23 protein-coding genes are annotated in these 26,637 nt (G+C 55.6%); 7 read left to right on the top strand and 16 right to left on the bottom strand.

The window, feature by feature from the left end:
• Positions 1-259: 259 nt before the first annotated feature.
• The 6 genes from dnaG to ABD890_RS19460 all read left to right on the top strand — a co-directional run bounded on the left by dnaG (position 260) and on the right by ABD890_RS19460 (position 7,366).
• Positions 260-2,116 (top strand): DNA primase, encoded by a 1,857-nt coding sequence (dnaG, locus tag ABD890_RS19485; protein WP_345093697.1) that lies wholly within the window; start codon positions 260-262, stop codon positions 2,114-2,116.
• Between the two features lie 102 nt (positions 2,117-2,218).
• Positions 2,219-3,892: a sigma-70 family RNA polymerase sigma factor gene (locus ABD890_RS19480; protein ID WP_345093696.1), complete on the top strand. Its 1,674-nt coding sequence runs from the start codon at positions 2,219-2,221 to the stop codon at positions 3,890-3,892.
• A gap of 173 nt (positions 3,893-4,065) precedes the next feature.
• Complete coding sequence (locus ABD890_RS19475; RefSeq protein WP_345093694.1) at positions 4,066-4,779, top strand: zinc ribbon domain-containing protein; 714 nt, start codon at positions 4,066-4,068, stop codon at positions 4,777-4,779.
• Positions 4,780-4,969: 190 nt separating this feature from the next.
• Positions 4,970-5,455 (top strand): transcription elongation factor GreA, encoded by a 486-nt coding sequence (greA, locus tag ABD890_RS19470; RefSeq protein WP_373356480.1) that lies wholly within the window; start codon positions 4,970-4,972, stop codon positions 5,453-5,455.
• A gap of 135 nt (positions 5,456-5,590) precedes the next feature.
• Positions 5,591-6,553: a DUF6807 domain-containing protein gene (locus ABD890_RS19465; RefSeq protein WP_345093691.1), complete on the top strand. Its 963-nt coding sequence runs from the start codon at positions 5,591-5,593 to the stop codon at positions 6,551-6,553.
• An 81-nt stretch (positions 6,554-6,634) separates the two neighbouring features.
• Positions 6,635-7,366: a hypothetical protein gene (locus tag ABD890_RS19460; RefSeq protein ID WP_345093689.1), complete on the top strand. Its 732-nt coding sequence runs from the start codon at positions 6,635-6,637 to the stop codon at positions 7,364-7,366.
• A gap of 79 nt (positions 7,367-7,445) precedes the next feature.
• Here the strand turns inward: ABD890_RS19460 and ABD890_RS19455 are convergent, their stop codons facing one another.
• From ABD890_RS19455 to ABD890_RS19435, 5 genes are all read right to left on the bottom strand, one after another.
• Complete coding sequence (locus ABD890_RS19455) at positions 7,446-10,664, bottom strand: efflux RND transporter permease subunit (RefSeq protein WP_345093687.1); 3,219 nt, start codon at positions 10,662-10,664, stop codon at positions 7,446-7,448.
• A gap of 18 nt (positions 10,665-10,682) precedes the next feature.
• A complete protein-coding gene (locus ABD890_RS19450) occupies positions 10,683-12,020 on the bottom strand; it encodes an efflux RND transporter periplasmic adaptor subunit (protein ID WP_345093685.1) in 1,338 nt (445 codons plus the stop codon).
• 152 nt (positions 12,021-12,172) lie between these two features.
• A complete protein-coding gene (locus tag ABD890_RS19445) occupies positions 12,173-12,481 on the bottom strand; it encodes a DUF167 domain-containing protein (protein ID WP_345093683.1) in 309 nt (102 codons plus the stop codon).
• On the bottom strand, positions 12,468-13,169 hold the full coding sequence (locus ABD890_RS19440; protein WP_345093681.1) for a YggS family pyridoxal phosphate-dependent enzyme: 702 nt from the start codon (positions 13,167-13,169) through the stop codon (positions 12,468-12,470). Before ABD890_RS19440 ends, ABD890_RS19445 begins: the two co-directional genes overlap by 14 nt.
• Positions 13,170-13,184: 15 nt before the next feature.
• On the bottom strand, positions 13,185-14,987 hold the full coding sequence (locus ABD890_RS19435; protein ID WP_345093680.1) for a hypothetical protein: 1,803 nt from the start codon (positions 14,985-14,987) through the stop codon (positions 13,185-13,187).
• 144 nt (positions 14,988-15,131) lie between these two features.
• Between ABD890_RS19435 and ABD890_RS19430 the strand changes: the two genes are divergently transcribed.
• Positions 15,132-16,067 (top strand): YdjY domain-containing protein, encoded by a 936-nt coding sequence (locus tag ABD890_RS19430; protein ID WP_345093679.1) that lies wholly within the window; start codon positions 15,132-15,134, stop codon positions 16,065-16,067.
• On the opposite strand, the gene ABD890_RS19425 is transcribed toward ABD890_RS19430, so the two are convergent.
• The 11 genes from ABD890_RS19425 to ABD890_RS19375 all read right to left on the bottom strand — a co-directional run bounded on the left by ABD890_RS19425 (position 16,047) and on the right by ABD890_RS19375 (position 26,615).
• The gene (locus ABD890_RS19425; RefSeq protein WP_345093677.1) at positions 16,047-16,496 is read right to left on the bottom strand and encodes a hypothetical protein; all 450 of its coding nucleotides are present in this window, start codon (positions 16,494-16,496) and stop codon (positions 16,047-16,049) included. The genes ABD890_RS19430 and ABD890_RS19425 overlap by 21 nt on opposite strands.
• 27 nt (positions 16,497-16,523) lie before the next feature.
• A complete protein-coding gene (hemQ, locus tag ABD890_RS19420; RefSeq protein ID WP_345093675.1) occupies positions 16,524-17,369 on the bottom strand; it encodes a hydrogen peroxide-dependent heme synthase in 846 nt (281 codons plus the stop codon).
• 173 nt (positions 17,370-17,542) lie between these two features.
• Positions 17,543-18,016 (bottom strand): hypothetical protein, encoded by a 474-nt coding sequence (locus ABD890_RS19415; protein ID WP_345093673.1) that lies wholly within the window; start codon positions 18,014-18,016, stop codon positions 17,543-17,545.
• Positions 18,017-18,127: 111 nt separating this feature from the next.
• Entirely contained in the window at positions 18,128-19,654 is a 1,527-nt protein-coding gene (locus ABD890_RS19410) for a SpoVR family protein (RefSeq protein ID WP_345093671.1), read from the bottom strand.
• 29 nt (positions 19,655-19,683) lie between these two features.
• Positions 19,684-19,887: a hypothetical protein gene (locus ABD890_RS19405; RefSeq protein ID WP_345093669.1), complete on the bottom strand. Its 204-nt coding sequence runs from the start codon at positions 19,885-19,887 to the stop codon at positions 19,684-19,686.
• Positions 19,888-19,912: 25 nt separating this feature from the next.
• On the bottom strand, positions 19,913-21,016 hold the full coding sequence (locus tag ABD890_RS19400; protein WP_345093667.1) for a DUF444 family protein: 1,104 nt from the start codon (positions 21,014-21,016) through the stop codon (positions 19,913-19,915).
• Between the two features lie 369 nt (positions 21,017-21,385).
• Positions 21,386-23,440 (bottom strand): PrkA family serine protein kinase, encoded by a 2,055-nt coding sequence (locus ABD890_RS19395; RefSeq protein ID WP_345093665.1) that lies wholly within the window; start codon positions 23,438-23,440, stop codon positions 21,386-21,388.
• A 626-nt stretch (positions 23,441-24,066) separates the two neighbouring features.
• Positions 24,067-24,591 (bottom strand): hypothetical protein, encoded by a 525-nt coding sequence (locus ABD890_RS19390; protein WP_345093663.1) that lies wholly within the window; start codon positions 24,589-24,591, stop codon positions 24,067-24,069.
• Positions 24,592-24,606: 15 nt separating this feature from the next.
• The gene (locus tag ABD890_RS19385) at positions 24,607-24,996 is read right to left on the bottom strand and encodes a response regulator transcription factor (RefSeq protein WP_345093661.1); all 390 of its coding nucleotides are present in this window, start codon (positions 24,994-24,996) and stop codon (positions 24,607-24,609) included.
• A 265-nt stretch (positions 24,997-25,261) separates the two neighbouring features.
• Entirely contained in the window at positions 25,262-25,813 is a 552-nt protein-coding gene (locus tag ABD890_RS19380) for a hypothetical protein (RefSeq protein ID WP_345093659.1), read from the bottom strand.
• A 40-nt stretch (positions 25,814-25,853) separates the two neighbouring features.
• The gene (locus ABD890_RS19375; RefSeq protein ID WP_345093657.1) at positions 25,854-26,615 is read right to left on the bottom strand and encodes a 3-keto-disaccharide hydrolase; all 762 of its coding nucleotides are present in this window, start codon (positions 26,613-26,615) and stop codon (positions 25,854-25,856) included.
• Positions 26,616-26,637: the final 22 nt, after the last annotated feature.

Raw genomic sequence — 26,637 nt, 5'->3', positions numbered from 1 at the left:
GGGATGCTACTTCGCGAAATCCCTGGAAATCGATATTGTAGAAGATATCTGCTAGCGTGAAACCAAAAGGTTGTCGGCAGACGTCAATGCGAACTTGACCTAAAAATGCGATATGGGCTAAATTGCTCCCACGTGCTACGGAAGGCACGGCCCAGAACGCGAATGTTGGGTTACGTGAAGGCTGCTAGGAAGTGGCTTGAACGCCGACTGTTCTCGGGCCAAAGGGTTCCCGAATTTCCCTGGAAGGATTTCCAAGCGGGTGGCATTTCTCCCTGACAACGACGTGAAAGAACAAGTGCGTGTCGCATCCGACATTGTGGATGTGCTCGGTACGTACTTGAACCTGCGACGGCAGGGACGTGGCTATGTCGCTTTGTGCCCATGGCACGACGATAGCCGACCAAGCTTTCAGGTCAATCCGCAACGCCAATCTTGGCGCTGCTGGGTCTGCGGGATCGGCGGCGACGTTTTCAGCTTTGTCATGCGTCGCGAATCGATCGAATTCCGCGAAGCACTCGAACTGCTGGCCGAACGAGCCAACATCGCCCTGCCATCGGCCGGTCCGGTTGCTCCGGCCGGAAGCCCCGACGACAAAAAATTCCAATTCAACGCCCTGGCCTGGGCCGAGCGAACGTTCCACGAACTGCTGCTCAACGATCCGATTGCGGACGAAGCCCGACGTTATTTACACGATCGCGGGATCACCAAGGAAGCGATTCACCACTTCCACCTTGGTTTCTCGCCCAACGACTGGCAGTGGCTCTGCAACAAATCGATTCAAAGTGCCTATAACCATCCGGTTCTGGAAAATGTCGGACTGATCGGCAAGTCGCAAGCTGGCCGCATGTACGATCGTTTCAAGGGACGCGTGATTTTCCCGATCCGTGACGTCCAAAGCCGTCCGATCGCGTTTGGTGGCCGCATTTTGCCGGCATACGCCGACGACAAATCGGCCAAGTATGTCAACTCGCCCGAAACACGGCTCTTCTCGAAGAGCGACAATGTTTATGCGTTGGACCTGGCTCGCGATCACATCACCAACAGCAAGAAGGTGGTGGTCGTGGAAGGTTACACCGACGTGATTGCCCTGCACGAAGCTGGCGTCAAGAATGCCGTCGCCGTGCTGGGGACTGCCCTGGGGCCGCGTCATATTCAACTGCTTCGCCGTTACGCCGACACCGTTTACCTGGTGCTCGATGGAGACGAAGCAGGCCAGAAACGTACCAGCGAAGTCCTCGAGCTGTTCATCGCTCAGCAGGTCGATTTACGAATTACAACCCTTCCCGACAACCTCGACCCTTGCGACTTCGTACAGAAGTATGGTGCCGACGGATTTCGGAGCCACCTCGACAAGTCGGTCGATGCCCTGGAACACAAGATTCGGATCGCCACCGCCGGAATCAATCTGGCCAACGATCTGCATAGTGCTAACGACGCCCTGGAAGACGTTTTAAACACGTTGGCCAAGGCACCCAACCTGGCGGCGGAAGCGTCGTCGGAAGTCCGTCTTCGCGAACACCAGTTTCTGGCACGTATTGCTCGCCAGTTTCAGGTCGCCGAATCGGAGCTACGGACACGGCTGTCTGCTTTGCGAAAGGCGGCCAGCACCAAGACTTACCCGGCAAATCAAGAAGAAATGTCGGCCAATCCGGGCAAGATTTATCGGATCAGCACGCTCGATAACTGGGACCGCACCCTGATCGAGTTGATGTTGGCGTTGCCCGAAACGGTGGAATGGTGCCTGGACGAGATCGGTCCGGACGAACTGATCAGCGAAGGTGCCCAAGCCATCTACAAAGTCATCCGATCCCGCAGCGAAGCGCACCTGGATTGTGCGTTTCCGGGGATCCTCGACTCGATCGACAACGAATCGTTGCGATTCCTGCTGATCGAGCTCGACGAGTCGGCTTCCAACCGAGGATTCGGGGATGCCGACCAGGAACTAAAACGTATCGTCGAGGCGTACCGCCGCCGACACGAAGAGCGTATGGAAGGGCAGCAAGTCGCTTCCATGCAGCAACAATCGCTATCGAAAGAGGATGAGCTCGACATTCTCCAACAGATCATCGAGCAGAATCGAAACCGCCAGGGTATTTCCTTTCCCACGGATGGGTAGAGGATACCGCTTGACGTCGCCATTGATCGGTTTGACCCGCATCTCGATCTGAAGGCGTAAATGACCGATGGAATTTTATGGGAAGGCAAGGAGGTCTTCACTATGGAATTTGCTGATCAAGAATTGGCCGTACTTCTGGAAAAAGGCAAGTCGCAAGGTTGGTTGACTTATGACGAAGTCAACAACTATCTGCCCGACGAAGCTCAAGGCAGCGAGAAGCTTGATTCGCTGCTGGCTGAACTGGAAAACCGTGGTATCGAACTGGTTACCGATCCTCCAGAAGATGATTTCGACGACGCCCCGGCCTCGAAGGCTCCGTCCGCTCGCGAATTCGCGGAAGCTTTGGACGAAGATGGCGGATCGGAAAGCTTCGCTACCGAAGAAATCACCAAGAGCAGCGACGATCCGATCCGGATGTACCTGTCTCAGATGGCCTCGATTCCTCTGCTTTCCCGCGCAGAAGAAATCGCCCTGGCCAAGAAGATTGAAATCACACGTAAGCAGTTCCGCCGCCTGGTTCTCGGTTGCGACTTCGCACTTCGACACACGGTTGAAATCCTGGAAAAGGTTCACCGGGGCGAACTCCCTTTCGATCGTACGATCAAGGTTTCGTTGACCGAAAACCTGACCAAGGAACAGATCCAAGGTCGCATGCCGCACAACTTGAAGACGTTGCGGGTCATGCTGGAACAAAATCGTCGCGACTTCCAACGACTGCTTCGCAAGAGCACTCCACGCGAAGAACGAATCGCCGCTCGCAAGCGATTCATTCGCCGCCGTCAGAAGTGCCTGCAATTGGTTGAAGAGTTGTCGCTGCGAACCCGTCGCGTGCAGCCCGTGATGGCTCAACTGGAAGACTTCGCCGATCGGATGGAAGAAATCCGAGCACGTCTCGATCTCATCCGCGACATTCCAGCCGCCAAGGACGAACGTGCCAACCTCCGCAAAGAACTTCGCGACCTGATGCTGCTGACGCTGGAAAGCCCACGCAGCCTGCGAACCCGCTGCAACAAGTTCCGTAAGCAGTTCGATCAGTACGAAGGCGTCAAGCGAGAACTTTCCAGCGGCAACCTCCGCCTGGTGGTCTCGATCGCCAAGAAGTATCGCAACCGTGGCTTGAGCTTCTTGGACCTGATCCAGGAAGGCAACACCGGCCTGATGCGTGCGGTCGACAAGTACGAATATCGCCGTGGCTTCAAGTTCTCGACCTATGCGACCTGGTGGATTCGTCAGGCCATTACCCGAGCCATCGCCGATCAGGCACGTACGATCCGCATTCCAGTGCACATGATCGACGTCTTGTCGAAGCTGCGAAACATCCAGAAGCGTCTGCTGCAGGAACTTCGCCGCGAACCAACCATGGAAGAAATCTCGCGTTATAGCGAAATCCCGGTGGAAGAAGTTCGCCGCGTGATGGACATCGGTCGTCACCCGGTCAGCCTCGACCGTCCGATCGGCGAAAGCGAAGACAGCTCGTTCGGCGAGTTCATCGAAGACGGCCACGAAGAAACCCCGATCCGCAAGGCTTCCAACGAAATCCTGCGAGACAAGATCGGTGGCCTGCTGAAGACACTGACCTACCGCGAACGTGAAATCATCAAGCTGCGTTATGGCCTTCAGGACGGGTACACCTATACCCTGGAAGAAGTTGGCCGCATCTTTAAGGTGACCCGCGAACGTGTCCGCCAGATCGAAGCCAAAGCGGTTCGCAAGCTGCAACATCCAGTTCGCAGCCAGCAATTGGCCGGCTTCCTGCACACGGCCGAGGCGGCATAGCCCCCAGAACTTGTGGATTGAGTGAACCTGGTAAGCACGGGCTTTGTCACCAAGGCCCGTGCTTTTTTATTTGCCCGGTGGGGTAAAATGCATTGGTGGCGTGTGCTAAACCCTTGCCTACTGCTAAATTGTGGGGAGAAGCCTTTTCGTGTTGTCCCCTGAATGGATTGAATATGTCCGAACGACCCTATAGCGAAGTTCTGCAGGAACTTCACCGAATCCACCGCCAGTTGAGCGATCTGCGAAGTCGCTTGGCTCGCTGTCCGATTCGTATCACTGCGGCCGAAAACCGCGTGGTTGCTGCTGAACAGGTCGTGGTGGACGTCAAAGAATCGATCAAAAACACGAAAATGACGGCCGATCGCAAGCAGTTGCAACTTCGCGAAAGCGAAAGCAAGATCGGTGTGATTGAAGGGAAGCTGAACGCCGCGAACACAAACGAAGAATTTCAGATCTTCAAAGAACAAATCGCCGCAGCCCAGATGGCCAACAGTGTGATGTCGGACGAGATTCTCGAGGCCCTCGAGAAAGTCGACCAGCTGGAAGTCAAATTGACTGAGGCGGACAAAGGCGTTCTGAACGCCAAAGACGACCTGGCCAAGATCCAGAATGAAGTCAATCAACAACGTGGCGTCATGGAGACCGAACTGGCCCGGGTGCTCCAGATCCTGGAAGGGGTCGAAAAGGACGTTCCGCCAGACATCCGCCAAGACTACAAACGTATCGTCAAAGCTCGAGGGGAAGAAGCCCTCGCTTCGGTGGTTAACAACTATTGCACCCAGTGTAACGTTCAGTTGCGTATTCAAACTGTCAGTGATTTGAAGCTGGGCAAACCGGTATTCTGCTCGTCGTGCGGGGCACTGTTGTACCTGATCGATACGATCTAGATCAAATCGTGATGCTAATCATGGTTCTTTTTCAACCCCTTGCGCGAATGTGCTAGCTGTGGGGTGAAGCTGGCTTTACAAACGCATCACGTTTCAATAACAATAAAAGTAACCAATTCAACAAGAACGACATGCGGCCTGTCCCAGGTCGCGTTTTTTTTTCAACTAGGGAGTTCCTGACATGTCGAGCATGGCCGATAGAATGCCCATGTCCCGCAAAGGCTACGATAAGCTCAAGGCCGAATTGCAGCATCTCGAAGACGTCGAAATGCCAGCAATCACTGAGAAGGTGGCCAACGCACGTGCCGAAGGGGACCTCAAAGAAAACGCCGAGTATCATGGCTCGCGCGAAACCCAAGGTATGATTCAGGCCAAGATCAACCTGATCAAATCGAAGCTGAGCAAAGCTTACATCGTGGATCCCGCGTCGGTCGATAGATCGGTGGTGAGCTTCTTCGCGACGGTCACTGTTCGCGATGTCGATATGGACGAAGAAGAAGTCTACTCGCTGGTTGGCTCCGGTGAAGAAGACTTCATGAACAACAAGATCCTCGTAGACAGTCCGATGGCTCAACAGTTGATCGGCAAGAAGGTTGGCGATGTTGTCTCGATCGCTGCACCGAAGGGGACTTACGATCTGGAAGTGCTGAAGATCGAATACAATTTCGACGAATAATCGGTCGAACGATTCATCGCCCAAAACATCAACGGCCTTGCCTCTACGGCGAGGCCGTTTTTGTTTGAGTCGCCGCTCACTGCCCGGTACGCTGAAGGAACCCACCCTTCACCCCACCTCGCCGGGAGTCTCTTCATGCTACGCGTGCTCTTCCTTGGTTGCTTCCTGGTTCTTTTTTCTGGATCGATATTCGCAGCGGATGAAACGCTGCCAGGGGCCAAGCCGGTCCCGACGATGCAGGTCCTGCCGCTGCCGCACGATCAAGTCTCGATCACGCGCGACGGTCGCGAGTTGCTGCGATATCACTACGCAGCCGGTTTGCATCGTCCATTTATCTATCCCGTCGTAGGGCCAGCCGGGCGAAGCTTGACGAGGATGGGGCACCCGCACGATCCCAACGGGCACAGTCATCACAACTCGGTCTGGCTGACCCATCACGACATCAACGGCGTCAACTTTTGGACCGATCGCTCGCCAGGGAAGATTCGCCACGAGAAAGTTGGCAAGTTCGTCGACGGCGATCAGGCCCAGGTTCAGATGATCAATGCCTGGGTCGATACCGACAACCAGCAGAAGCTTCTGGAGGAAGTTCGCACAATGACGGTGATCCCGCTCGAAAGGGAACAGTGGCTGCTGGTGATCGATTCGCGGTTGAAGGCAGCCGTCGACCAGGTCACCTTCGGCGACACGCCGTTCGGTCCGCTGGGAGTACGCGTGGCGAAAACGATCGGCGTGAGTGATGGCGGGGGAACGATCCGCAACAGCGAGGGGCATGTCGACGAGAAAGAAGTCTTTCGGAAACCGGCCCGCTGGGTCGACTATTCCGGGCCGATTGCCGCGAACACGATCGAAGGGATCACGCTCATGAACCATCCCCAGAATCCAACGTTCACCGCGCCGTTCCATGTCCGCAACGATGGCTGGATGGGGGCGACGATGTCTTACGAGAAGCCACTTACGCTCAAAAAGGGGGAGACGGTTTCCCTGCGATATGGCCTCTGGATTCATAATGGTCAGCCATCTTGGGAAAAAATTGAGCAAGCTTTTAAGATGTACGTCGAATTGCCGTTATTGCCCGAGGATCAGAATCCGCGATAATCGACCCCATTCAGGGGAGCACTCATCGTGGCATCGTTGTTGGGGCCATGTTGAATCATTATCGAGAAGGAGTTTGCATCGATGGCGAGCGATCAATTTAGCGTCGAAGAACCGAAGAAGTCGGGCGGTGGGTGTACCACGGTCATCATCGGTTGTCTGGTTTTCAGTCTGGTTCTGGCCGCCATCGTGTGCGGCGTTGGCTATTACGTCTACTTGAATGCAACGACGATGGTCGCGAACTTCATGGAGAGCCAGGCCAACGAATTGATCGACAGCTCGGATCTGCCGGATGGTCAGAAGCAAGAGATGAAGCAGCAGATCTCGCGCGTGGCCAAAGGGTACCGCGATGGCGAAGTCTCGCTGGAACAGGTCGGCCAGATCGGCGAGAAGCTCGCCAAGTCGCCTGCGTTCACCGCCATTCCGATCGAAGTCGCCCGGAGCAAATACATTCTGCCATCTGGTTTGACCGAAGAGCAGAAGGCGGAAACCACCAAGGAACTGCAGCGTGTCGCGCATGGCATGTTCGAGAAGGAGATCACCGAAGACGAACTAAAGACCCTGCTCGACGGTCGTATTGCCGATCTCGATGCGGAAGGGGAACTTCAGTTCCGCGACAGCGTATCGGATGAAGAACTGCTGAGCCTGAGCGAAGCCGCCAAGAAGCTGGCCGACGAAAAGGGCATCCCAGACGAAGACTTCAAGATCGACCTCGCCGCCGAGTTGAAGAAGGCGATCGACGAAGTCCTGAAGGGGCCCTCGGACGAAGTAGGCGACATCAACATCGACATGCCAGGCGAAGAAGCACCGATGTAAGCGTTGCTTCCAATCGATAACGAATGAAGGCCAGCGGATTAAATCGCTGGCCTTCTTTTATGCGCGCTGCCAATGTTGACTAGCTGACGGCAACTGCTTTCTTGTCCGCGTTGAAGTAAGCCAGACTGTAGGCGACCGGAATCACGACCAGCGTCAGAATCGTGGCGAAGGCCAGGCCAAAGATCACAGCCCCGGTCAACGGTTGCCAGAACTCGGCCCCGCCGCTGAGGTTCAACAGCAGAGGCAACAGACCACCAATCGTCGTCACGGTGGTCAGCATCACGGGGCGAAGGCGATTGATGCCTGCTTCGACAATGGCATCGCGAACGCGAAGTCCACGCTGGCGACCTTGATTGATGAAGTCGACCACCACGATCGCATCGTTCACGACGATCCCCGTCAAACTGACCAGCCCGATAAACGTGGCCAGGCTGAAGGGGAAGTCGCACAGGAACATTCCAGCAACGACGCCGACAAAACTGAGTGGCACCGTCAGCATGACGATGCCTGCCTGGCGAAAGCTGCCGAACTGGTAGACCAGAATCGCAAAGATCAAAATCACCGCGATCGCCATCGAGGCGGTCAGGTAATTCATGTTCTTCGCCGTCTCTTCGCTTTCGCCGGTGAACTCGGCACGCAGGCCTTCCGACGGAGTGCCGACCGTTCCAATGAACGCCATATCCATGAAGCTGATCGAATCGTTGGCGGGGCGGAATCCCATGGCGGGCAGAATCTCTTCCCGCAGCCGCGTGAAGATTTTCTCGGTATCGGGATTCTCGATCACATCACACTTCGCCATCACGGCTCGTTTGCGGTCGTAACGATTCACGGCGAACAAACTGGTCGCTCGATCAAGCCGGGCCAGTTGGCCGATCGTCGCCTTTTTGCCGGTGGGGCTGGTGAGCATGATCCGTTCGAGTTGATCCTTCGATGCGCGATAGTCATCCATCGCCTGAAGACGCAGTGTGACGTCTTCGTCGCCAAGGTTCAGTTCGATGGTCGTGTCGCCGTTGATCGCCGTTTGAATGGCCTGGGCGACCTGCATTTCCGACATGCCGAACATGCCGACCACTTCCGGGAAAGGCTCGACGATGATTTCGGGATTGAGGTTTCGGTAGTCGGTCTTCACGTCGACCGCCCCTGGGATTTGACGCATCTGGGCGGTCGTGCTTTCCGCGACGAAGCCAAGTTGTTCAAGGTTATCACCGGTGAAGCGAACCGCCACCTTAGCGCCCCCAGGCGGGCCTTCTTCCACTTCATTGATGGTGTAAGTCATCCCTGGAAACTTCTTCACGTTCTCGTCGAAACTTTCCCGTAGTTCCGCGAGGATGACGCGTTCGTGACGATCGCGGTCCAGCGGCGAAAGAAGTTCGACCATCACGGTCCCGAACTCTGGTCCCACGGCCGGGTCGTTTTCCAGGCGACTCGCCAACCCTTCGGAAGAACCGAGGGCCGAGACGAAGTTGACCAGTTCGCTGTTGGGGCGAGAGCCCAGTTCCCGGAGCGGCCCTTGTATGGCATCTGCCGCGGCAATCGTTTGGTGAATGCTGCTTCCCAGTGGAAGTTCGTATTTCACTTCAAACTGGCCACGGTCGCTGGGGGGGAAGAACTCTTTCTCGACGTGCACCATCATGAAGCCAGCCCAAACCAACGCCAGGATCGTACAACCGACGACAGCCCAGCGAGTCTCAAGGCTCCACTTCAGCACGTAGATGTACATCTTGGTGAAGAAGCCAAGGTTCGGACGAATGCGAATCTCGGCGTCGTCATCTTCACGAGAAAGCGTTTCATGAACGGTTTTATCTGGGACGACTTCGCTCGCCTTGCGGCGTCCATACCAGCGAGCGGCGACGACAGGAATGAAGAAGTGATCGACTAGCACACTGCCTAGCAGCGATACGCTGACAACCTGCGGCATCACACGCATGAAGTCACCCATGATGCCCGGCACCAGCATCATCGGCAAAAAGGCGGCGACCGTCGTCAGGTCGGCCATGATGACCGGCGTACCAACTTCTTCGATCCCGATTTTGGCAGCATCGACCGGGTCTTCGCCTCGTTCGATGTGACGATGAATGTTTTCAGCAACGATGATCGCTCCGTCCACCACCATCCCCAACACCAGGATGAAGGCGAAGATCACCATATTCGAGACGGGGATCCCCATCGCATACAGGGCGATCAACCCGACCGCTGAGCTGAGCGGAATCGCCGTGAGAACCAGCAGCGAAATTCGCAGACCCATGGTCCAGGCCAGGATCACCAGCACCAGCATCGCTCCGAAGACAAAGCTCGAACCGAGCACGCGGAACATGATCGAGATTTCCGCCGAGGTATCTCGCGTTACGCGAAACTTGATGTTCGGATACTGGGGACGAAGTTCGTCGATCTTCTCTTTGACCGCGATCGCCGCGGCCAGCGTGTTGATATCGGCTTCTTTGTTGACGATGATCGTCGCGCACGACTCACCATCCAGCAGGGCAACGTTCTTCAGACGGCGATAAGAATCGTTCACTTCGGCGACGTCGCCGATCTTGATGACCTTGCCATTGGCCTGGCTGACAATCGCGTTACGAATATCTTCAACGCCACGGAACTGGGTTTCATTTCGCACGCGGAAGTCGAACGTACCGGTATCGAGTTCGCCGGCGGGCATTTCGGCATGAAAGTTGGCAAGCGCCTGACGGAAGTCGCCAAGTGTCAATCCATACTCGGCCGCCAGATCGACGTTCACGTTGACGTGCAGTTCTCGTTCGCGTCCGCCGAAGAGCTGCGTGTTCGAGATGCCAGGGATGGTCTCCAGTTCCTCTTGGACTTCTTCCGCCAGCGTTTTGAGCGAAGCTTCGTCAAAGCCGGGTGGCGCGGTCATGTTGACCAGCATCAACGGCGTGTTCTCGAAGTCGATGTCGGTGACCGAAGGTTGAACTTCGCGCGCCACCGGTAGTTCGCGGCGGATCTCGTCGACCAAGTCCTTCACCTCGCCGCGAGCCAGGTCAGGATCGACACCGTCGAGAAAGATGATCTGCGTCACACTCGATCCACGCATACTGGTCGAGGCAATGAAGTCGACGTTCTTCAGCTTTTGCAGCGCGTCTTCGATTTTGCTGGTGATCTGCTCTTCGACTTCGATCGGCTGAGCACCTGGGTAGGGGACCGCGACCAGTACGACCGCCTTCGAGATGGCAGGCGTACGCTGGACCGGAATGTTCAAGGTGACCATCACAACGGCCACCAGAACGATGATCGTGCAGACGATCACGAAACGAGGTTGTTCAATCGCACCGGCACTAAGTTTCATCGTGGTGAGCTCCCTTGACTACTTTCCGGAACGATCGGTCTGAAGCCGGGAGACCTCGGTCATCGGCCCCATGTCGCTGCCTGGCGACGCCGCTTCACTTACCTTTTCGGCACCTCCGATGATTTCCAGGGGACGCCCTTCGACCAGGCGATGCTGACCTTGAACCACCAGCAACTGCATGTCGCCAGGCAGTTCAGGCAAGATGAAATAGCGGCCCTGTTCGATGTAGGAAGGAATCTCGAACCGGTGGGCGATGTAATTTGGAACTTCCGCGACTTCGGTTCCGACGAACTCGACCGTCGTCGTGCCGTTTTGCGGTGGGATCGCCGCGAAGAAGAGGTTGGCGGTACGATCGTTGAAGACAACGCTTTCAACCGGAACGCGGTAGCCCTCGATCTCGCGGATTACGAAGTCGGCTTTGCCGACGATCCCTGGTTTGAGCAGGTGATCCTCGTTATCCAAGAGCACTTCGACTTCAAACAGCCCATTGCGATCGTTGACCGTCTCGGCAATGCGATAGACGCTTCCTTGCAGCACGACTCCTTGTTCCAAATTGGACGAGGAATCGAACCGTCGGACATCCACGCGAAAGTCGCTCGTTGGATCTGGCATGCCTGCGGTCGTGTCGCCAGTCTTTTGCCGCCGCGTCGCATTGAATCGCTTCTGCATGGCAACGATGCGTGACTCTGGCACGCCAACGGTCAGCAGGACTTTGTCGACTTGAACCAACTCGAAGGCGGCCTGATGCATGTTGATCGATTCGCCAGCGTTGACCATCCGAGCGGAAACCACACCATCGACGGGCGAGGTGAGCGAAGCGTTTTCAAGGTTCTTCTCAGCAATGTCGCGCATTGCCTTGGCGACGGCCAGCATCTGCGTGGCTTGCTGGAAGGCGGTTTGCGTCACGGCACCAGGGCTGCGCTGCTGTAGGTTCGCTAGTCGCTGGAATTCAGTCTCGGCGTTTTCGAGATTCGCGTTCGCTTCCTCGCGGCGAGCTACCAGGATCCGGGTATCGAGCTGAGCGAGTATCTGACCTGCTTTAACCCGATCGCCAACATCCAGGGGTCGACCATGTTCGTTCTTCGCCAGCGTGGCGATTTCGCCTGCTTGTTGGAAGGCGAGCGAAAACTTCTCGAGCGGCTCGATCGTTCCGGCATAGCTATCGAGGATTTCGATCGGCTCTTTCGCCAGAGGCAGAACGGTGACCGGAGCCAAGGACTCAGGAATGGGAGATTCGCTCGTGGACTCGGGCTTCTGACTACTAAAATCGTTACGCCCACCACTGACATACATGACTGCCAGGGCAAAAATGGTGACGACGAAAAGTCCGATGAGTTTACCGACCCGTCGCTTCATGGGTTTACTGCACAAGAGGTTGAAAAGATTAGATTTGCCATCGGTCGGCCGTCTGCCTTTCGATGCGCCAAATTAGACGTTTAGGGTGCTAATCAGATCCTATGACAACCCTTGGGGAGGGGCAAGGTTAATCGGACGGATTGTCCATTCAATTACCCTTCGACACCGCACATCCTCAACAGTTGCAACACATTTTCTGGAGTCAGATCGCGAATCAGCAACTTTTTATGCGACGCCGTCTCCCCGGAAATGATCTCGAGTTGCGAGCCCTTCAGTTTCCAGGTCTTCCGCAAAAAAGTCACAATCGCCTTGTTGGCTTTCCCTTTTTCGGCAACCTCGGTCACGCATACTTTCAGGGCCCCGTTCTGAAGACCTCGCAGTTCCGTCTTGCGGGAACCAGGCTGAGCCTTCAGGTCGAGGAGACTTCCTTCGGGATGGGGAACGAGATTAATGTCCACCACCGAGGCCCTCGAACAGGCTCGAGCCAACCCGTACCATCGTGGCTCCTTCGCGGATCGCCAGATCGAAGTCGTGACTCATGCCCATCGAGAGCTGCTCGAGTGAGATCTCGTCGGGACAATTTGCCTGAAGGCGATCGCGGAGCTGACGAAGCGCCGCAAAATCTTGCTGGGCTTGATCCCGCCCACCTTCCAGCGAAGCCATCCCCATCAAACCAACGATCTTCAGGTTCGACAACGCGGCAATTTGTCGCAGTGCTGGTTCGATCTCGTCGGGGGCGAAGCCATGCTTGGCGTTGTCGCCAGAAATGTTGACTTCGATCAATGTCGCCAAAGGCTCTGGCTTGTCCCAGTCTTCGTTGGCTGCTTGCAGCAATCGTAGGCTATCGCCGGAATGCAAAACCGATAGCAGCGGAATGGTGCGTTTGGTTTTGTTGCGCTGCAAATGCCCGATCATGTGCCAGCGAGGCGATTGAGCCTGCATCGCTTCGGCTTTGTTCCAGAGCAGTTGCGGACGACTCTCGCCGAGGTCGTGACAGGCAAGGTCCAACAGGGCCTGGGTTGTTTCCAGGTCGACATACTTAGTGACACCGATCAGGCAGATGTCGTCCGTGCTGCGTCCCGATGCCGCCGCTGCTTCGGCAATAGCGGCTCGGACGCGATCGAGGTTTTCGCGAAGTCGCGTGTCCATGGGGTTACCGTGCGATCAAGTGGCTTCCACTTCCAGCAGTTTTTCGATGTCGCCATTCTCGTCGAAGCGAGCGACCAGCGATTCCGAAATCAGGTTCACACCCAGGAAGGTGCGGCTGGCCTTGGAGGTCATCGAACGATAGAAGCACCAGTGGCCAGTCCCGGTTTCAACTCGATAGGCAACCGCGCGATCGCGTGGCTGAATGACCAGCTTTTCGGCGACCGTCAGTTGACGCCAGGTAAGCGGCTTGCCTTGGCTCTTCTTGGCCAGGTCGAAGAACAGTGGAGCGACCATGGCCACGCCACTGCCGTTCTGGCGAAGCGTGAGCTTGCCATCGACCACACCGAACTTGCCGAGCACCGAGTCGCTTTTCCATTCGTTGATGCCGACCGGCAGGATGGTCATCTTCGACTGCGGAAGGCTGACCTGGACTTCGTTTGTTTCGTCTGCTTGCTCGAACGAGGCCGTCGACGGGAACGGGAGCTTTGCTTCGTACTCGATTCGCTTGGCTGGCTTCTCGAGCATGGCGGTGTCCATCGCCCAGAGGAAGTGATCCTCGCGGCCGAGGAACACCAAACGCTGCAGGCGAACGTCTTCGGTCCAGTTTTGTTCTAGTTCCAGGTAATCGCCGTCGTCGTCATACTGCCAGCCGACTTGCTCCCATGGGCCAGTCGGTGCCAGTTCGGTGCCGTCGACTTTGATCGATGTCTCCCAGGCTCCACTGAGGACCTGATCTTCACGCGAGTCCAGTTCGACGATCAGCGGTTCCAGATCGTGACGAACCGTCAGGCGTGGACTGCTGCGATGCCAATCGGGACGAAGGTAGGCAAACTGCGACCAGGCCGACTCGTAGGCAGGGAAGGGGAGGTGGAAGCCGTTCCCTTTGCCCTTTCCTTTCGGCAGCGTGAACTCGGCGATCGCTTCGTCTTCGTCATCTTCCCCTTCCATCAAGGCGGTCTTGAGGAAGTGACGGTTGTAAGCACTCGAAATTCCGTGACTCAGCGTCAAGGTTCCGTCGGCACGCGTCAGACGAAGGCAGTGACGAATCATCCACTGATACTGCGTGAAGGCATCGTTCGACAGACGCAGGCCATCGGCTCGCTTGATCATCACCAGCGAACGGGTCCAGCAGGCCAGCAAGGCTCGCATGTGCAGCAGTTGATCGACCTTCAGCAAGCCTTCGCCATCGGTCAGGGCCTGCATTCCCTCGTCCAGGATCCGTGTGGCAGGTTTGCCAAGCTGGCGGCAGGCCTTCAGTTCCGGGAAGAGGTAAGCCAAGGTCAGCGGCAGTTCGCCTGCGAGGCCTTGCTCGAATATCTTGTTTTCAAAGTTGGTTGCCGCGGCATCGTTGGCATGGCTAACCAGGACGTCGAGCGTCTTCCACCACAGCGAATCGCTCAGCACGGCGGCGAGGTTCGGCAGGGCGTGGCACCAGGCCAGCAGTTCCAGCACCAGGTTCCGTTCGGCAATTCGACGATCGAGATCTTCCAGCCACGACTCCAACTCCGCTGAGATCTTGGCACTTGGACGTGTTCGTCCCGATGCGATTTCCCCCAGCGTTTCCAGTAGAGGAAAGGTGCGGGCATCAATGGCGTCGTCGGCGAAGAAAGCCCACGCCAGCGGAGACGTCTTCTTGCCAGAGACCAGGGTCTGCAGCGGCGCGACCGTTTCTCGCTTCTTGAGGTAACCCTTCCATGCTTCCCAATCGTCGAGACTCACGCCGTAAGCGGATCCCTTGGCCAGCTTGGCCCATTCGGGAAGTTTCGATTTGACAGTGGCTTGGTCGTCCTTGCTGCTCGGGCTGGTTTCCGTGGCCATGGCTTCCATCAAGCGAGAGTTTGTTAGAATGTCGTCCAGCCGTGACGCTCCCCCAATGGGGCCTGTCACGCGAGATAGATCATCTTAGCAATGTGGGCAGACTTTGACGCCCCCCTCGTATTCCTTTTTCCACCGAGTTTTGCCATGGATATGACTTGCCGTACCAATCGCAACGTCTGTGGGTTTCTTCTGGCCTTTTTGCTGCTCGGTTGCTTGCCGGGAGCGGCGATTTGGGCCCAAGACGGGGACGAAAAGAGCGAGACTGCTCAGCCTGCCGAACCAACTGTGGAGAAGGAAAACACCGAGCAGCCGAAGGGTTCTATCCGGAAGCTGATGCCCAACATGCCGGTTTGGATCGATACCAAACGCAAAATGGTGATCATGGATGGCGAGATCTGCCTGCGAAAGGGCTCGCTGGAAATGTTTGCCTGCCTGCGGGGCACGAAGGAACACGAGTCGATCGTCGCCGTGGCAGCGGATGCCTATGTGGTGCATGCCGCACTGCTGGCCGTTGGGGCGAAGCAAGGCAAGCCGGTTCAGTTCGATCCGGAGTACAAGGCACCTTCTGGCGAAGTGGTCGACGTCTACGTTCAGTGGAAAGATGCGGACGGCAAGCTGATGACCCGCCGTGCTCAGGACTGGGTGCGAGACGAACGAACCCAGAAGATGATGAGCTACGACTGGGTGTTTCCTGGCAGCTATTTCTGGAAAGACGTGACAATCGAAGCGGTGCAGAAGGCTCGTGAAGAAGGGATCGACCCTGACACGCTGCCTGGCAAGATGGTCTATGCCGCGGAAGGTGGCGAACTGATCTGCGTCAGCAACTTCAAGTCGTCGATGCTAGACGTTCCGGTTCAGAGCACCGACGCCAACAACAATCTGTGGTTTAAGGCGTACACGGAGAACATTCCGGCCGAGGGAACTAAGGTTCGGCTCTTCCTGGTCCCCAACGCCCAGAAGACCAAGCGTGGTCCACAAACGCCGGAGAGCGAAAAGAAGGACGGCGAAGGGAAGCCTGCCGCGGATCCAGCGAATCCGATGCTGGAACTGCCTGACTTCTCAATCGAAACCGAGGAATAAGTAACCGGCGACGGTTCCGACCAGAATGGCCAGCGTTAATAGCGCGAGCCAGAACGAAATGTGAACCAGCCATTGTCCGCGGCTGGTCATTCGCCCGAGGCGAATCGCTTTCTGATCGTTGGCGGCAAATACCAAGGTTGGCAAGGCAAGCAGCCAGCCGACCAGCCAGCCAAAGAAACCCAACGCGACGCCGATGTCTCCCCACACGAAGCCGAGCATCGGCATGGCACTGGCAGTCAGGCCCAGCAGCGCCATGATGATCAGCAAGATTCCGGTCGATCTGCTGACCGTCTCGTACGCCCCGCGATAATCGGCTGGGGCGTGAACGTCCGCTTCTTCTCCGACGGCCACATCTTCCGCGAACGGGTTCTCGCCTTCCGATAGATCGGGTGGACGAATGTCGTCGAGCTTCAACGGGCGATTGGCCATCGGAAACCTGCCAGGGAAAAGGAAAGCTTACAGGATGCGGCAATGCTTCAGCATTTCTTCCGCGGTGCTGACATAGCTGGTGTAAAACGGACCAAACTCAGCATACCGGGCACTCGCTTCGTCGAAACGCATTTTGTAGACGATGTCTTTCAGGTACTCTGGGTTGCGAGCCCACAGAGTGACGCCCCATTCCCAGTCGTCCAAGCCGACGCTGACGGTGATCAACTGCGAAACCTTCCCGGCGAACTGCATCCCGCTTTGGGCATGTTCGGCCATCAATGCGTTACGAGCGGAGAATGGCATCAGGAACCAGTTTTCACCCACCTTCCGTTTCTTGTTCATCGGATAGAAGCAAGTCGCAGGGTACGGAGGGAAATCAGGCGTCAGCCGTTGATTGTTCATCATCGGCAAACGTTTGGCGTAGGCGTTGACCTTGGCTTCGTACGAAGGGGAGTCTTTCTCTTCCCCTTCACGGACCAGGCGTTCGGCATACTGCTCGATCGAGGGGACGTACTCCGAGATTTCAGTCATCGACACGAACGAGTAAGTCGGCTGGAGTGCGGCACCCAGTTGGGTTGCCATTAGCTTCTGATGAACCGAATCGATCACCAGCGGATCAGGGTCCATCAGCATCAAGGCGAAGTCGGCTTTGTGACCGCTCACGATCGAAACCTGAAGACGCTGAGGATTTCCTTCCGCTTCCGGATTAAGGATCGCGATGATTTCCTGAGCGGCCGTTGCTAGTTCTTCTGGGGTAAAGCCGGTCAGCAGCGCTCGGTCGAAGGTGTAATAAAAGTGACTGCAGTGCCAGCCTTCGGTTGGAATGATCGAGGGCTCTGGAAGTGGGGCGGAACCGGGGCGGCCGTGGCTCATGAAAACTACTTCTCGCAAAGGTTCAATGAAATTCGATTGGAAAGACTCAGTCTATCAAATCGAAACCAACCAACGAAGTAGTGTCCGGTCTCACGCAAAAAGGCGGAAGAAATGGCCCTCGCAGCCAGCGAGTCGGCGAATGAGCCAATGCTGATTGCGGCGGGCCAGGCAATTTATGGCCGAGGCTTGCCTTTCGGAGCTGCAGCTTCGTCGAGATCACGGCAGACACGCTCGAAAGACTCGCGAGTCAGGTGAATCTCTTCGCTTTCGCGACCAGTGCCGGTCGTTTTGTAACGCTGAATAGAAATGCCTTGGCCATCGACGTTCATCTCGTAATAGCGTCGCGAGTCGCCATCTTGAGTTGGCTTTTGCGACCTGATTTGAATCTGGCTTTCGGCCGGATCGCGTTCGATGATCGCCAACGGTTCCAGCAGATAGTCGACACGGCGAACCAGGTTTTCCGCGACGTCGCTCGCCCCTTCATGGCTTTTCGCCTCGTTGAAACGGTAATCGATTTGACGTGTCGAGACGCCGACGCGTTCGACCGTCAGGTCTGTCGCTGTGACCTTTCCCTGGTTTAGCGCCGTCTCGAACTTCCTGTTCGGCGCCGGATGGTCATCCAGGCATTGCCTTATGTCCTGGGTCATCGTTGGGCCTCCTTCTGAAAAATGAATCGATGAAATTCGGGTCTTCGTCTGAGCCGTTCGGCCTCGATAGGGTCTCGGGCCAACGATCAGGCAGTTGTTGGTTTGGTGAAATCAGCTCTCGAGCTTGACGCATTCGTGATGGGTGCCGTCCCAACTGAGCATCACTTCCTGGTCGTCAAGAATCGTGTGGATATGCACCGGCCGTTTCCACAGGTTGAACAAGTTGGTCAGCGTGTCGCGGGCATAGTCCATCTTCAGTTCAACGCCATGGTGGCGATGCGTCAGGAGCATCTCGCCACGATTCTTGTAGTTGCCGTCGGAAACGAAGATCTCGGGACGTCCCATGTTGGTCAGGCTGAACAGCAGTTGCTGTTTGACCTTGGGGAACTCGCGGCTTTCGATTTCGTAGTATTCGGTCGAGTCGTTGTAGCCAAACTGGAACATCTTATAACGACGACAAAAATCGAGCGTGAAGAACTCGTCGATAAAGGTCAGGTCATTGTGGATCCGACGGACTTCAAAGATCTTGTCGCGACCGAGCCCGACATCGGTGTTCCAGTTCTGCCGCTGGACGTAGTCGTCGCAGTCGTCGTAGTCCTGGCCGAAGCAGCCTCGGTTCCAGCGATCTTCGATGTCGCGGAGAAGCTCGAGGCCGAGTTTGTACGGATTCAAACGGGTCGGACTGCTGGCCAAAGTTCCGGAAGTATGGTCGGCGTAGTTAATCACTTCCGACGCATGCAGGCCGTGCCGGGTCATGATGGTCGAGTGCCAATAGGTTGCCCAACCTTCGTTCATGATTTTGGTCTGGCCCTGGGGGGCGAAGTAGTACGCTTCGTCACGTAGCATCGAGAGCACATCCAATTGCCAAGGACGTAGCGGAGCGTACTGTAGCAGGAACAGCATCACGTCTTTAGTCGGTTCGTCCGGGACTGGAATGGCCCGGGCTGGTCGCGGCGTTTCGTCTTCGTCCGAATGCCTCTTGCGAGGATTGATGAAGTTGTCCATGTAGCTTTTCGCGGGCAGGCGGAAGTCGCCTCCGTCGACTGCTTCGGTTGATTCCTCATCGGTATGAGCGCGAAACTTGTAGCGATCTTCCGAGCGGCTTCGCTGGATAAATGGCGAATGGATATCGATCAAATCTTCGATACTCAAACAAGCATCAATGAAATTCTCGACCTCTGAAACGCCAAAGCGGTTCATGTAGCGTCGGATGCGATTTCCATGGTTGGCCATCTGATCGATCATCTTGCGATCGGTCTGGCTGAACCACTGATTGCATTTGAAAAAGTCGCAATGCCCATACACGTGCGCCATCACCAGTTTGTGATCGGCAAAATGATTGCTGGAAAGCAAATAGGCGTAGCAGGGATCGTTGTTGATGACGAGTTCATAGATCTTCTGCAGCCCATAGTGATAACCTTTGGAAAGGCGTTCGTACTCCATGCCGAATCGCCAATGGGGATATCGCGTCGGAAAACCGCCCATGGCCGCAATCGCGTTCAGTTGGTCGACGTCGACCAACTCGAAGATCGTGGGAAAGAAGTCCAAACCGTAATCGAGCGCATGTTGCTCGATTTCGACCTGCACTTCGGCCAACTCTTCCGGCAAATTCGCGAAGCTTCGATGCGTAATGGGCATTCGGTTGTCCTCCGTGGGATGATGTCGACCTACTGATCGAGATCGCGAACCTCGAACTTGCTTTCCGAGAGCGAACTGATCACGTCCCATAAACGAGGGAGATCGCGACGCAATTGCTTTTTGGCAAAAACGATCGCTTCGGCCGCTGTCTGGCATACGACGGTGACCTGGTTATGGCCCACGCGCACCAGAAAACGATGTGGCATTTCGGGATTCAAATCGGCTGTCGCCATAGGATATTACCTTAGTAGGATGTCCTCACTTACCTTTACCGAGAAACTGCTTGATGGAGCTATAGATGGCATCTTTGTCTTCAATGTGAGACAAGATCAGGGTGTCGTGGTTCTTGCCGAATTGGTTGACAAGCGACTTCATATATTCGCCACTGCCATAGGGGCTTTCGACTTGACCGTAACAGAACAAGTTGCAGGCGGGGATCAAAGACTCTTGCAGAATTCGCATGCAGGCCCGATTGTCTTCTCCCCAATTGTCACCGTCGGAGAATTGAAAGCAGTAAATATTCCAGTCGGCCGACGGGAACTCTTTTTCCAGGATCTGTTGCACGATCTTGTAGGCGGAACTGATGCGCGTGCCACCACTTTCGCGGGTATGGTAGAAGGTGTGTTCGTCCACTTCCTTCGCCCCAGCGTCGTGAATGACATAACGTCGCTCGACCCCTTTGTATTGGCTGCGGAGCCACGTATCGATCCAGAACGCTTCGGTTCGGACGATCTCTTTCTGTTCGTCGGTCATCGAGCCTGACACATCCATCACATACACGATGGCGGCGTTCGCCTCGGGCTGCGGCGTGCTCGTCCAACTGCGGTAGCGGGTATCTTCGCGAACCGGAACAATGACGGGATTCTGCGGGTTGTAAACGCCCGAGGCGATCTGACGTCGTAGGGCTTTTACATAGGTTCTCCGGAAATGCCGTAGCGATTCAGGACCGGTCGAGCGAATGCTGTCGTATTTGTTTTTCCACTGGTTGATGTTGGAGTTGCCCTTCGGCTCGATCCTGGGCAGTTCCAGTTCGTCCCCCAGCATCGCGGCAAGTTCTTCCAGCGGTACGTCGACTTCCAGGATGTGACGACCTGCTTCGTTGCCTGCTTGTCCGGCACCGTCGCCATCGTCGCCTTTGCCAACCGGATCGCCGACCTCGCCTTCCCCTTGGCCGACACCCCCTTTGTTCTTTCCGTAGCGGAAATGAGGCACGTCGAGGCTGGGTACAGGGATACTGACCAGGTCCTTCCCCTTCCGGCCGATCATCTCGCCGTGGGTGATGTACTTCCGAAGATTATCACGAATACGTCCACGAACGATTTCGCGAAATCGGTGTACGTCGCGATCAATCTTCAAGCCCATAATGTTTCTCCTTAAGCACGAAGCGGGCGAAGTGAATAAACCAGGGAAGGGGACAATGGCAGCCTGGATGGCCGATACCGGGTGCCATGCGTTCGTCTTCGTGACCGACGATTGGATTGGGCGTTCGAAGAGATGCCGTTCGAAACGCAAAGAACGAGAAGAGTTTGGGGGGAGTCAGGCAGTGGAACCGAATCGGACCTGCGATAGGATCGCGAAAGTACTTTCAACGGATTCATGACCATCCCTGGTACGCGATTGCTGGCAACTCTTGGTGTTCTTGCGCCTTCAATGGCTGCGTGTTCTCTTCGAATGCCTGCCAACGATGGACGTCGGCATGGCACCCGATGATTGCGAATTGATGGTGAATACTTAGCCGGTCACATCTCCTCGTGCGAAGATGCTGGCGACATAGCTGAGTACGTCCGTAGCGCTTTCATCGTCGTAGCCATGGTCTCGGATGAGACGCTGTTTGACGACGTCGATCTTCTCTTGGGTCTCCTGATCAATGACGCTCGACACGAGACTGGTGAGCTTGATCGAGTCTTTCTGATCTTCAAACAATTTCAGCTGAAGCGCTTTATAAAGACGTTCGTTCGTCTTGTAGTCGAACTTCTTGCCGTCGATCGACAAGGCACCGATGTAGTTCATGATTTCACGACGGAAATCATCTTTGCGGCTGTCGGGGATATCGATCTTTTCTTCGATCGACCGCATCAAGCGATCGTCCGGCTCTTCGTATTGGCCGGTGAACTTGTTTTTGACGCGTTCCCGCTGGGTATACGCTTTGACGTTGTCGATGTAGTTCGCACACAGACGAGCCATCGCATCTTCGTCGGCGGCAATTGCACGTTGAACTTCGTTCTTGACGATGTTCTCGTACTCTTCCTTGACCACTTCGAGGAGCTGGCGATAGTGATCGCGTTGCTCTTCGCTGGTGATCAAGGAATGGTTGCCGAGTCCCGATTCGAGTTCGTTCAACACCATGAATGGGTTGATCGAAGTCGCATCGGGATGTGCGACCAGGGCATTGGAAATCTTGTCTTGCACATAGCGAGGCGAAATTCCCAACATCCCTTCTCGTTTGGTTTGCGATTTCAGTTCTTTGATGTTCTCTTCGGTGAAACCAGGTAACGATTTGCCGTCGTACAGCTTCAGCTTCTGCAGCAGTGTCAGGCTGGCGTTCTTCGGTTCTTCCAGTCGCGTAAGCACAGCCCACATCGCGGCCATCTCGATGGTGTGCGGGGCGATGTGCTTGCCTTTGACTTTTTCGTTGTTGTAATCCTTCTCGTAGATCTTCACTTCGTTGGACAAACGCGTAACGTACGGCACGTCGATCTTGACCGTTCGGTCACGCAAGGCTTCCATGAACTCGTTGTTTTGCAGCCGACGGTATTCCGGCTCGTTCGTATGACCGAGGATCACTTCGTCGATATCGGTCTGGGCGAACTTCTTCGGCTTCACCTTGTGTTCCTGGCTGGCACCCAGGAGGTCGTATAGGAACGCCACGTCGAGTTTTAATACTTCGATGAACTCGATGATGCCGCGGTTAGCGACGTTAAATTCGCCATCGAAGTTGAACGCACGTGGGTCGCTATCGGTGCCGTATTCGGCGATTTTGCGATAGTTGATGTCGCCAGTGAGTTCGGTCGAGTCTTGATTCTTTTCATCCTTCGGCTGGAACGTGCCAATGCCGATTCGATCCTTTTCGCTGAGCAATACACGCCGTACGTGCACGTCTTGGACAACCTTGGACCAGTCTCCACCATGCCGATTGAGGCTTTCCATGTACATGAAGCGACAGAACGGGCAGAGCTCGCCAGAGATGTTCAGCGGGTAATCTGCCAGGGCGCTCGCTTCCTGGAATTGGGCAACCACATCGGGGCGGAATTCTTCTGGGAACAAGTGGAGCGGCTCTTCATTCATTGGACACCAATGAATAGCCGAGGTATCGCTGGGGTTCGCCGGGTCGATCCAGCCGAGCGAGTACACGGCACCTTCATCGAGCGCGGAGTAGCGTTCTAAACCCTTCTTGAGCAGCCGGGCCATGGTGCTCTTGCTGCTTCCGACCGGACCGTGAAGGAGCAAAACACGTTTCTCGATACCGTAACCATGGGCAGCGCTTTTCAAGGCATTGACGAGTTGGACCTGAGAATCTTCGAGCCCGAAGATTGCGTCTCTCCCGTTGTCGAGCGGATCGTCGAAGAACCGATAATGGACTTTCTTCTCTCGGGAAACTTCGTAGGTGTCGACACCGTAGGAGAGGATCATGTCGTAGCACCGCTGGAACGCGTTCCGCGTGATCGCGGGATTTTGCGCGACCAGGTCGAGGTATTCCTCGAAGGTGCCTTGCCAGTTCTTCTTGCGAAACTGTTCCAGGTTCTGGCGTTCTGCCAGGAATGAGACGATTTCTCGACCGCCGGCCATATGCTGATCCCTCCTGCGTTTCGGTACCGAGTCCCACTCGGTAGACCTGTGGTAGAACACAGTCCGCAGCCTAGATCGCGAGCCAATCCGGCTACGAAACTATTGGGGATGAGGCGTTGGCTTCTTGTATGACAAAACTTGCGAATTCTTCCAAGTCGTATCTTTCCAGCTTATGTTCTTTCGATTCGCGCAGGCGCACACAGCTTTAAGGAAACGGTGCAAGACGCCGAGCGCGATTGAGAAAGAACGTTCGCGAAAGAAAGATCAAAGGGGAAGATTTCGCATCGGATCGGCTACAAGATCGCTTGGCCTTCCCTCGTCTCAAAGTATCGACAGAAGGCACTCTGTAAGCAATAGAAAGATTGCGGGGAATCACCCGACTGTTCCGCCTGTGAAAAATAGTACGAGTTGTAACGTGGCAAGTTGTTTGGGTTTCGGTGTGAAGCAACGTTAATAATCGGGTCCCCGTATTTTTTCTAAAATCGAGAGGTTGCCACGGTTGGGAACTTTAATTTTGGTGCTAGTGAGCAGATTCTGTCCAGAAACGTCGGCATCCTTTGTCTTAGGGCAACACGGCTGACTTCCCGCGAAATCGCGCGGCGAAAATGCTTGTTCAAAGCAGGGAATTACGGAGCAAAGTACCGGATGGCGATTTCGCGGCGATGCCCTCTCAGACCGAGCGATTCAGCAACTTCCACAATTCGTTTCCAGTGATCGGTCTGCAGATTGGCTTCTGCTTCCCCTGGCAAAGGGATCCCGTAATCGATGGTGGCCTTGGGTTCAGAAAGAGCAGGGCAAAGCCATTGGTACTCGCGGATTCGTCGTCCGTCTCGATAGAGTACGAAGTGATAAGAATCGTCGACGTCACCCAGAAAACAGGTGAACAGGTCGTATTGCTTCGCTAGCCGTTGGATCGTTCGATGCGTGGCCGGCCGATTCCAAAGGGTGTAGCCCCAATCGTCAGCCAGCATCATCCAGCCATCGACAGAAGAGATGGCGGCACTTTGGCACTCGTGACTCACCGAGGCTTTCCGCTTGTAGTTGCGGACCTCGAACAACGCCAGAAAGTCGGCGTCAGAGTAAACGCCCGCACAGCGGACGTAGATGAAAAATGGAGCGAACAAGACATCGGCGTCGAAGATCCGCTCCACTGCTCCGTTGAACCTTTAGCCAATCAGTTTGGCCACGGCACCCAGCAAGCGATCCATGGCGAATGGCTTGCGGATATAGTCATCGACCCCGAGCATCTCGGCGTAAGCCTTGTGACGGTTTCCTTCATTGCCGGTGACCATGATGATCTTAGTGGGTACCTTGTTCGTTTGACGCAGCTTCTCGAGAACCAAGAAGCCACTTCGTTTCGGCATCATCATGTCGAGGACGATCAAATCGGGATCGTCCCGTTCGGCAAGGGCCAGGCCTTGATTGCCGTCTCGAGCGACCAGCACGCGATAACCTTTCGCTTCCAGGGCGAATCGCATGGTTTCGACAATCTCGGTATCGTCGTCCACCAGCAGAATGGTCTTGTCCTCGGCCGTCTTGGCTTCCTGTTCGCTCATGCGCGCGGCTGCTTTGTGATGTGAGAGTTGTCGAGGGGGTTAAATCGTTCAACGGTAATTTAATACAACTACTCGATTTATCGCCCAGTCGCAACGGTGGGCGAGCGATTTATGCCCCTCCTTTTACTGTGGATAAGTTTCCCTAACTGGTAGCTTCTACCTAGAAGGTAGGGAGGCGAGGAAGAACATCCGGTCCTTCCGTGCCTGGTTCCGATGACAGCCGTTGGCACCGTCACCGAAGTGAATTCGTCGCATCCGGTCGTCTTTATTCACGACGGTCGATGATCAACGGGCGAGGAGACTGGATGGTCGACGCGTCGACGACTTCTTCAAGCGAAATCAGTCCCCCGTCGTGATCGCTGATTTTTACTTTTCGCCAAACTTTGGGTAGCTCTTCCTCGGGGATGGCTCGGATCGCGTCGATGACATCGATAATCGAAAGTCCGTATTTCGCGCGGACTTCCTCTTTCAATTGGAAGTGCAGCGACTCTTTCATGTGGACTTCCGGCAGTGGCGGAATGGGGGTCGTCATTTCCTCGCAGCTGAAGACCATGCCGCTGCGAGCAGTCGGTGCTTCTCGGGCGATAGCCGCTTCCACGTCCGAAAGTGGCTGCTGGAAATAGACGGTTCCTTTGCCATCTTTGATGACGGCCAGTTCCATCTGCGGAAAGTGGACGTTGACGTACTCTGCCAGGTCTTCTGCCGTCGAACCTTCCCAGGCGACCTTCATTTCGACATGCGGCTGTTGGCAGCCAATGGCGCCCAGCAGGCATGCCAACAACATCCATCCTTTGATACCTGGTCCGATTGAAAACATGGCGTTCCTATCGTCATGAAAGGTTTGCGAATTGCCCGCGCTACGAGCCTTCCACCAGCACGGCTTTGTCGTCCAGCGGCTTGACCCAGACATTGCGGAACTGAACCGCGTTGTCGTGATCTTGCAGGAAGACGGGGCCGACCGAGGTCTGCTTTTGCTTTTTCCAGATCGATTTCAAATAATCGGTCGTGTTGTAGCGATAAGGGTGATAGTTCGAGCGAGGTTCGTCGACTTCGGTTTCGTCTTGAACCAGTTGCCCGTTGAGCCATGCCGTGATCTTACCCTTTTCAACGATCTTGCCCGACTCGTCACGGCGTGGTGCTCGAAAACGAATGTCATACACTTGCCACTCACCAGGCGCCTTGCCGGCGTTGACCTTTGCTGGAGCAAAGCCGTAGACCGCTCCGATGTCACCCTGGTCGAGCTTTTCTTTGCCGGTCGAATTGATGACCTGCAATTCGTAATTGCCATGGATGTAGATGCCACTGTTGCCAGAGCCTTTGGGCGGCAGTTTGAACTCGGCATGAATGTCCGCATCGCGAAAGTGAAGTTTCGAGACGATATGGTTGGACCGATTCTGACCGCGGGTCGAAGTCACGACACCATCTTCCAGGGGCCAGTCGATCTCGCCGCCTGACTTGCTGAGGAACTCGTTCGTTTCAGGACTTAACAAGACCGAGGCACCTTCCGGCGGAGGCGTCGGCAGGCTCGACTGATCGGGATGAAAGTCTTCCGCCAGCAGACGACTCGTCAGGCAAAGCAGCAGGGCAGGGGCAACAAACCAAGGGGCGATGCGAGGCATAAGGTGTTCTCGGACTAGGGGC

Source organism: Bremerella cremea (genome assembly GCF_039541315.1).
Classification (GTDB): Bacteria; Planctomycetota; Planctomycetia; order Pirellulales; family Pirellulaceae; genus Bremerella; species Bremerella cremea.
Note: the sequence above shows the minus strand (reverse complement) of the source record. Positions and strands in the feature narration are given on the sequence as shown.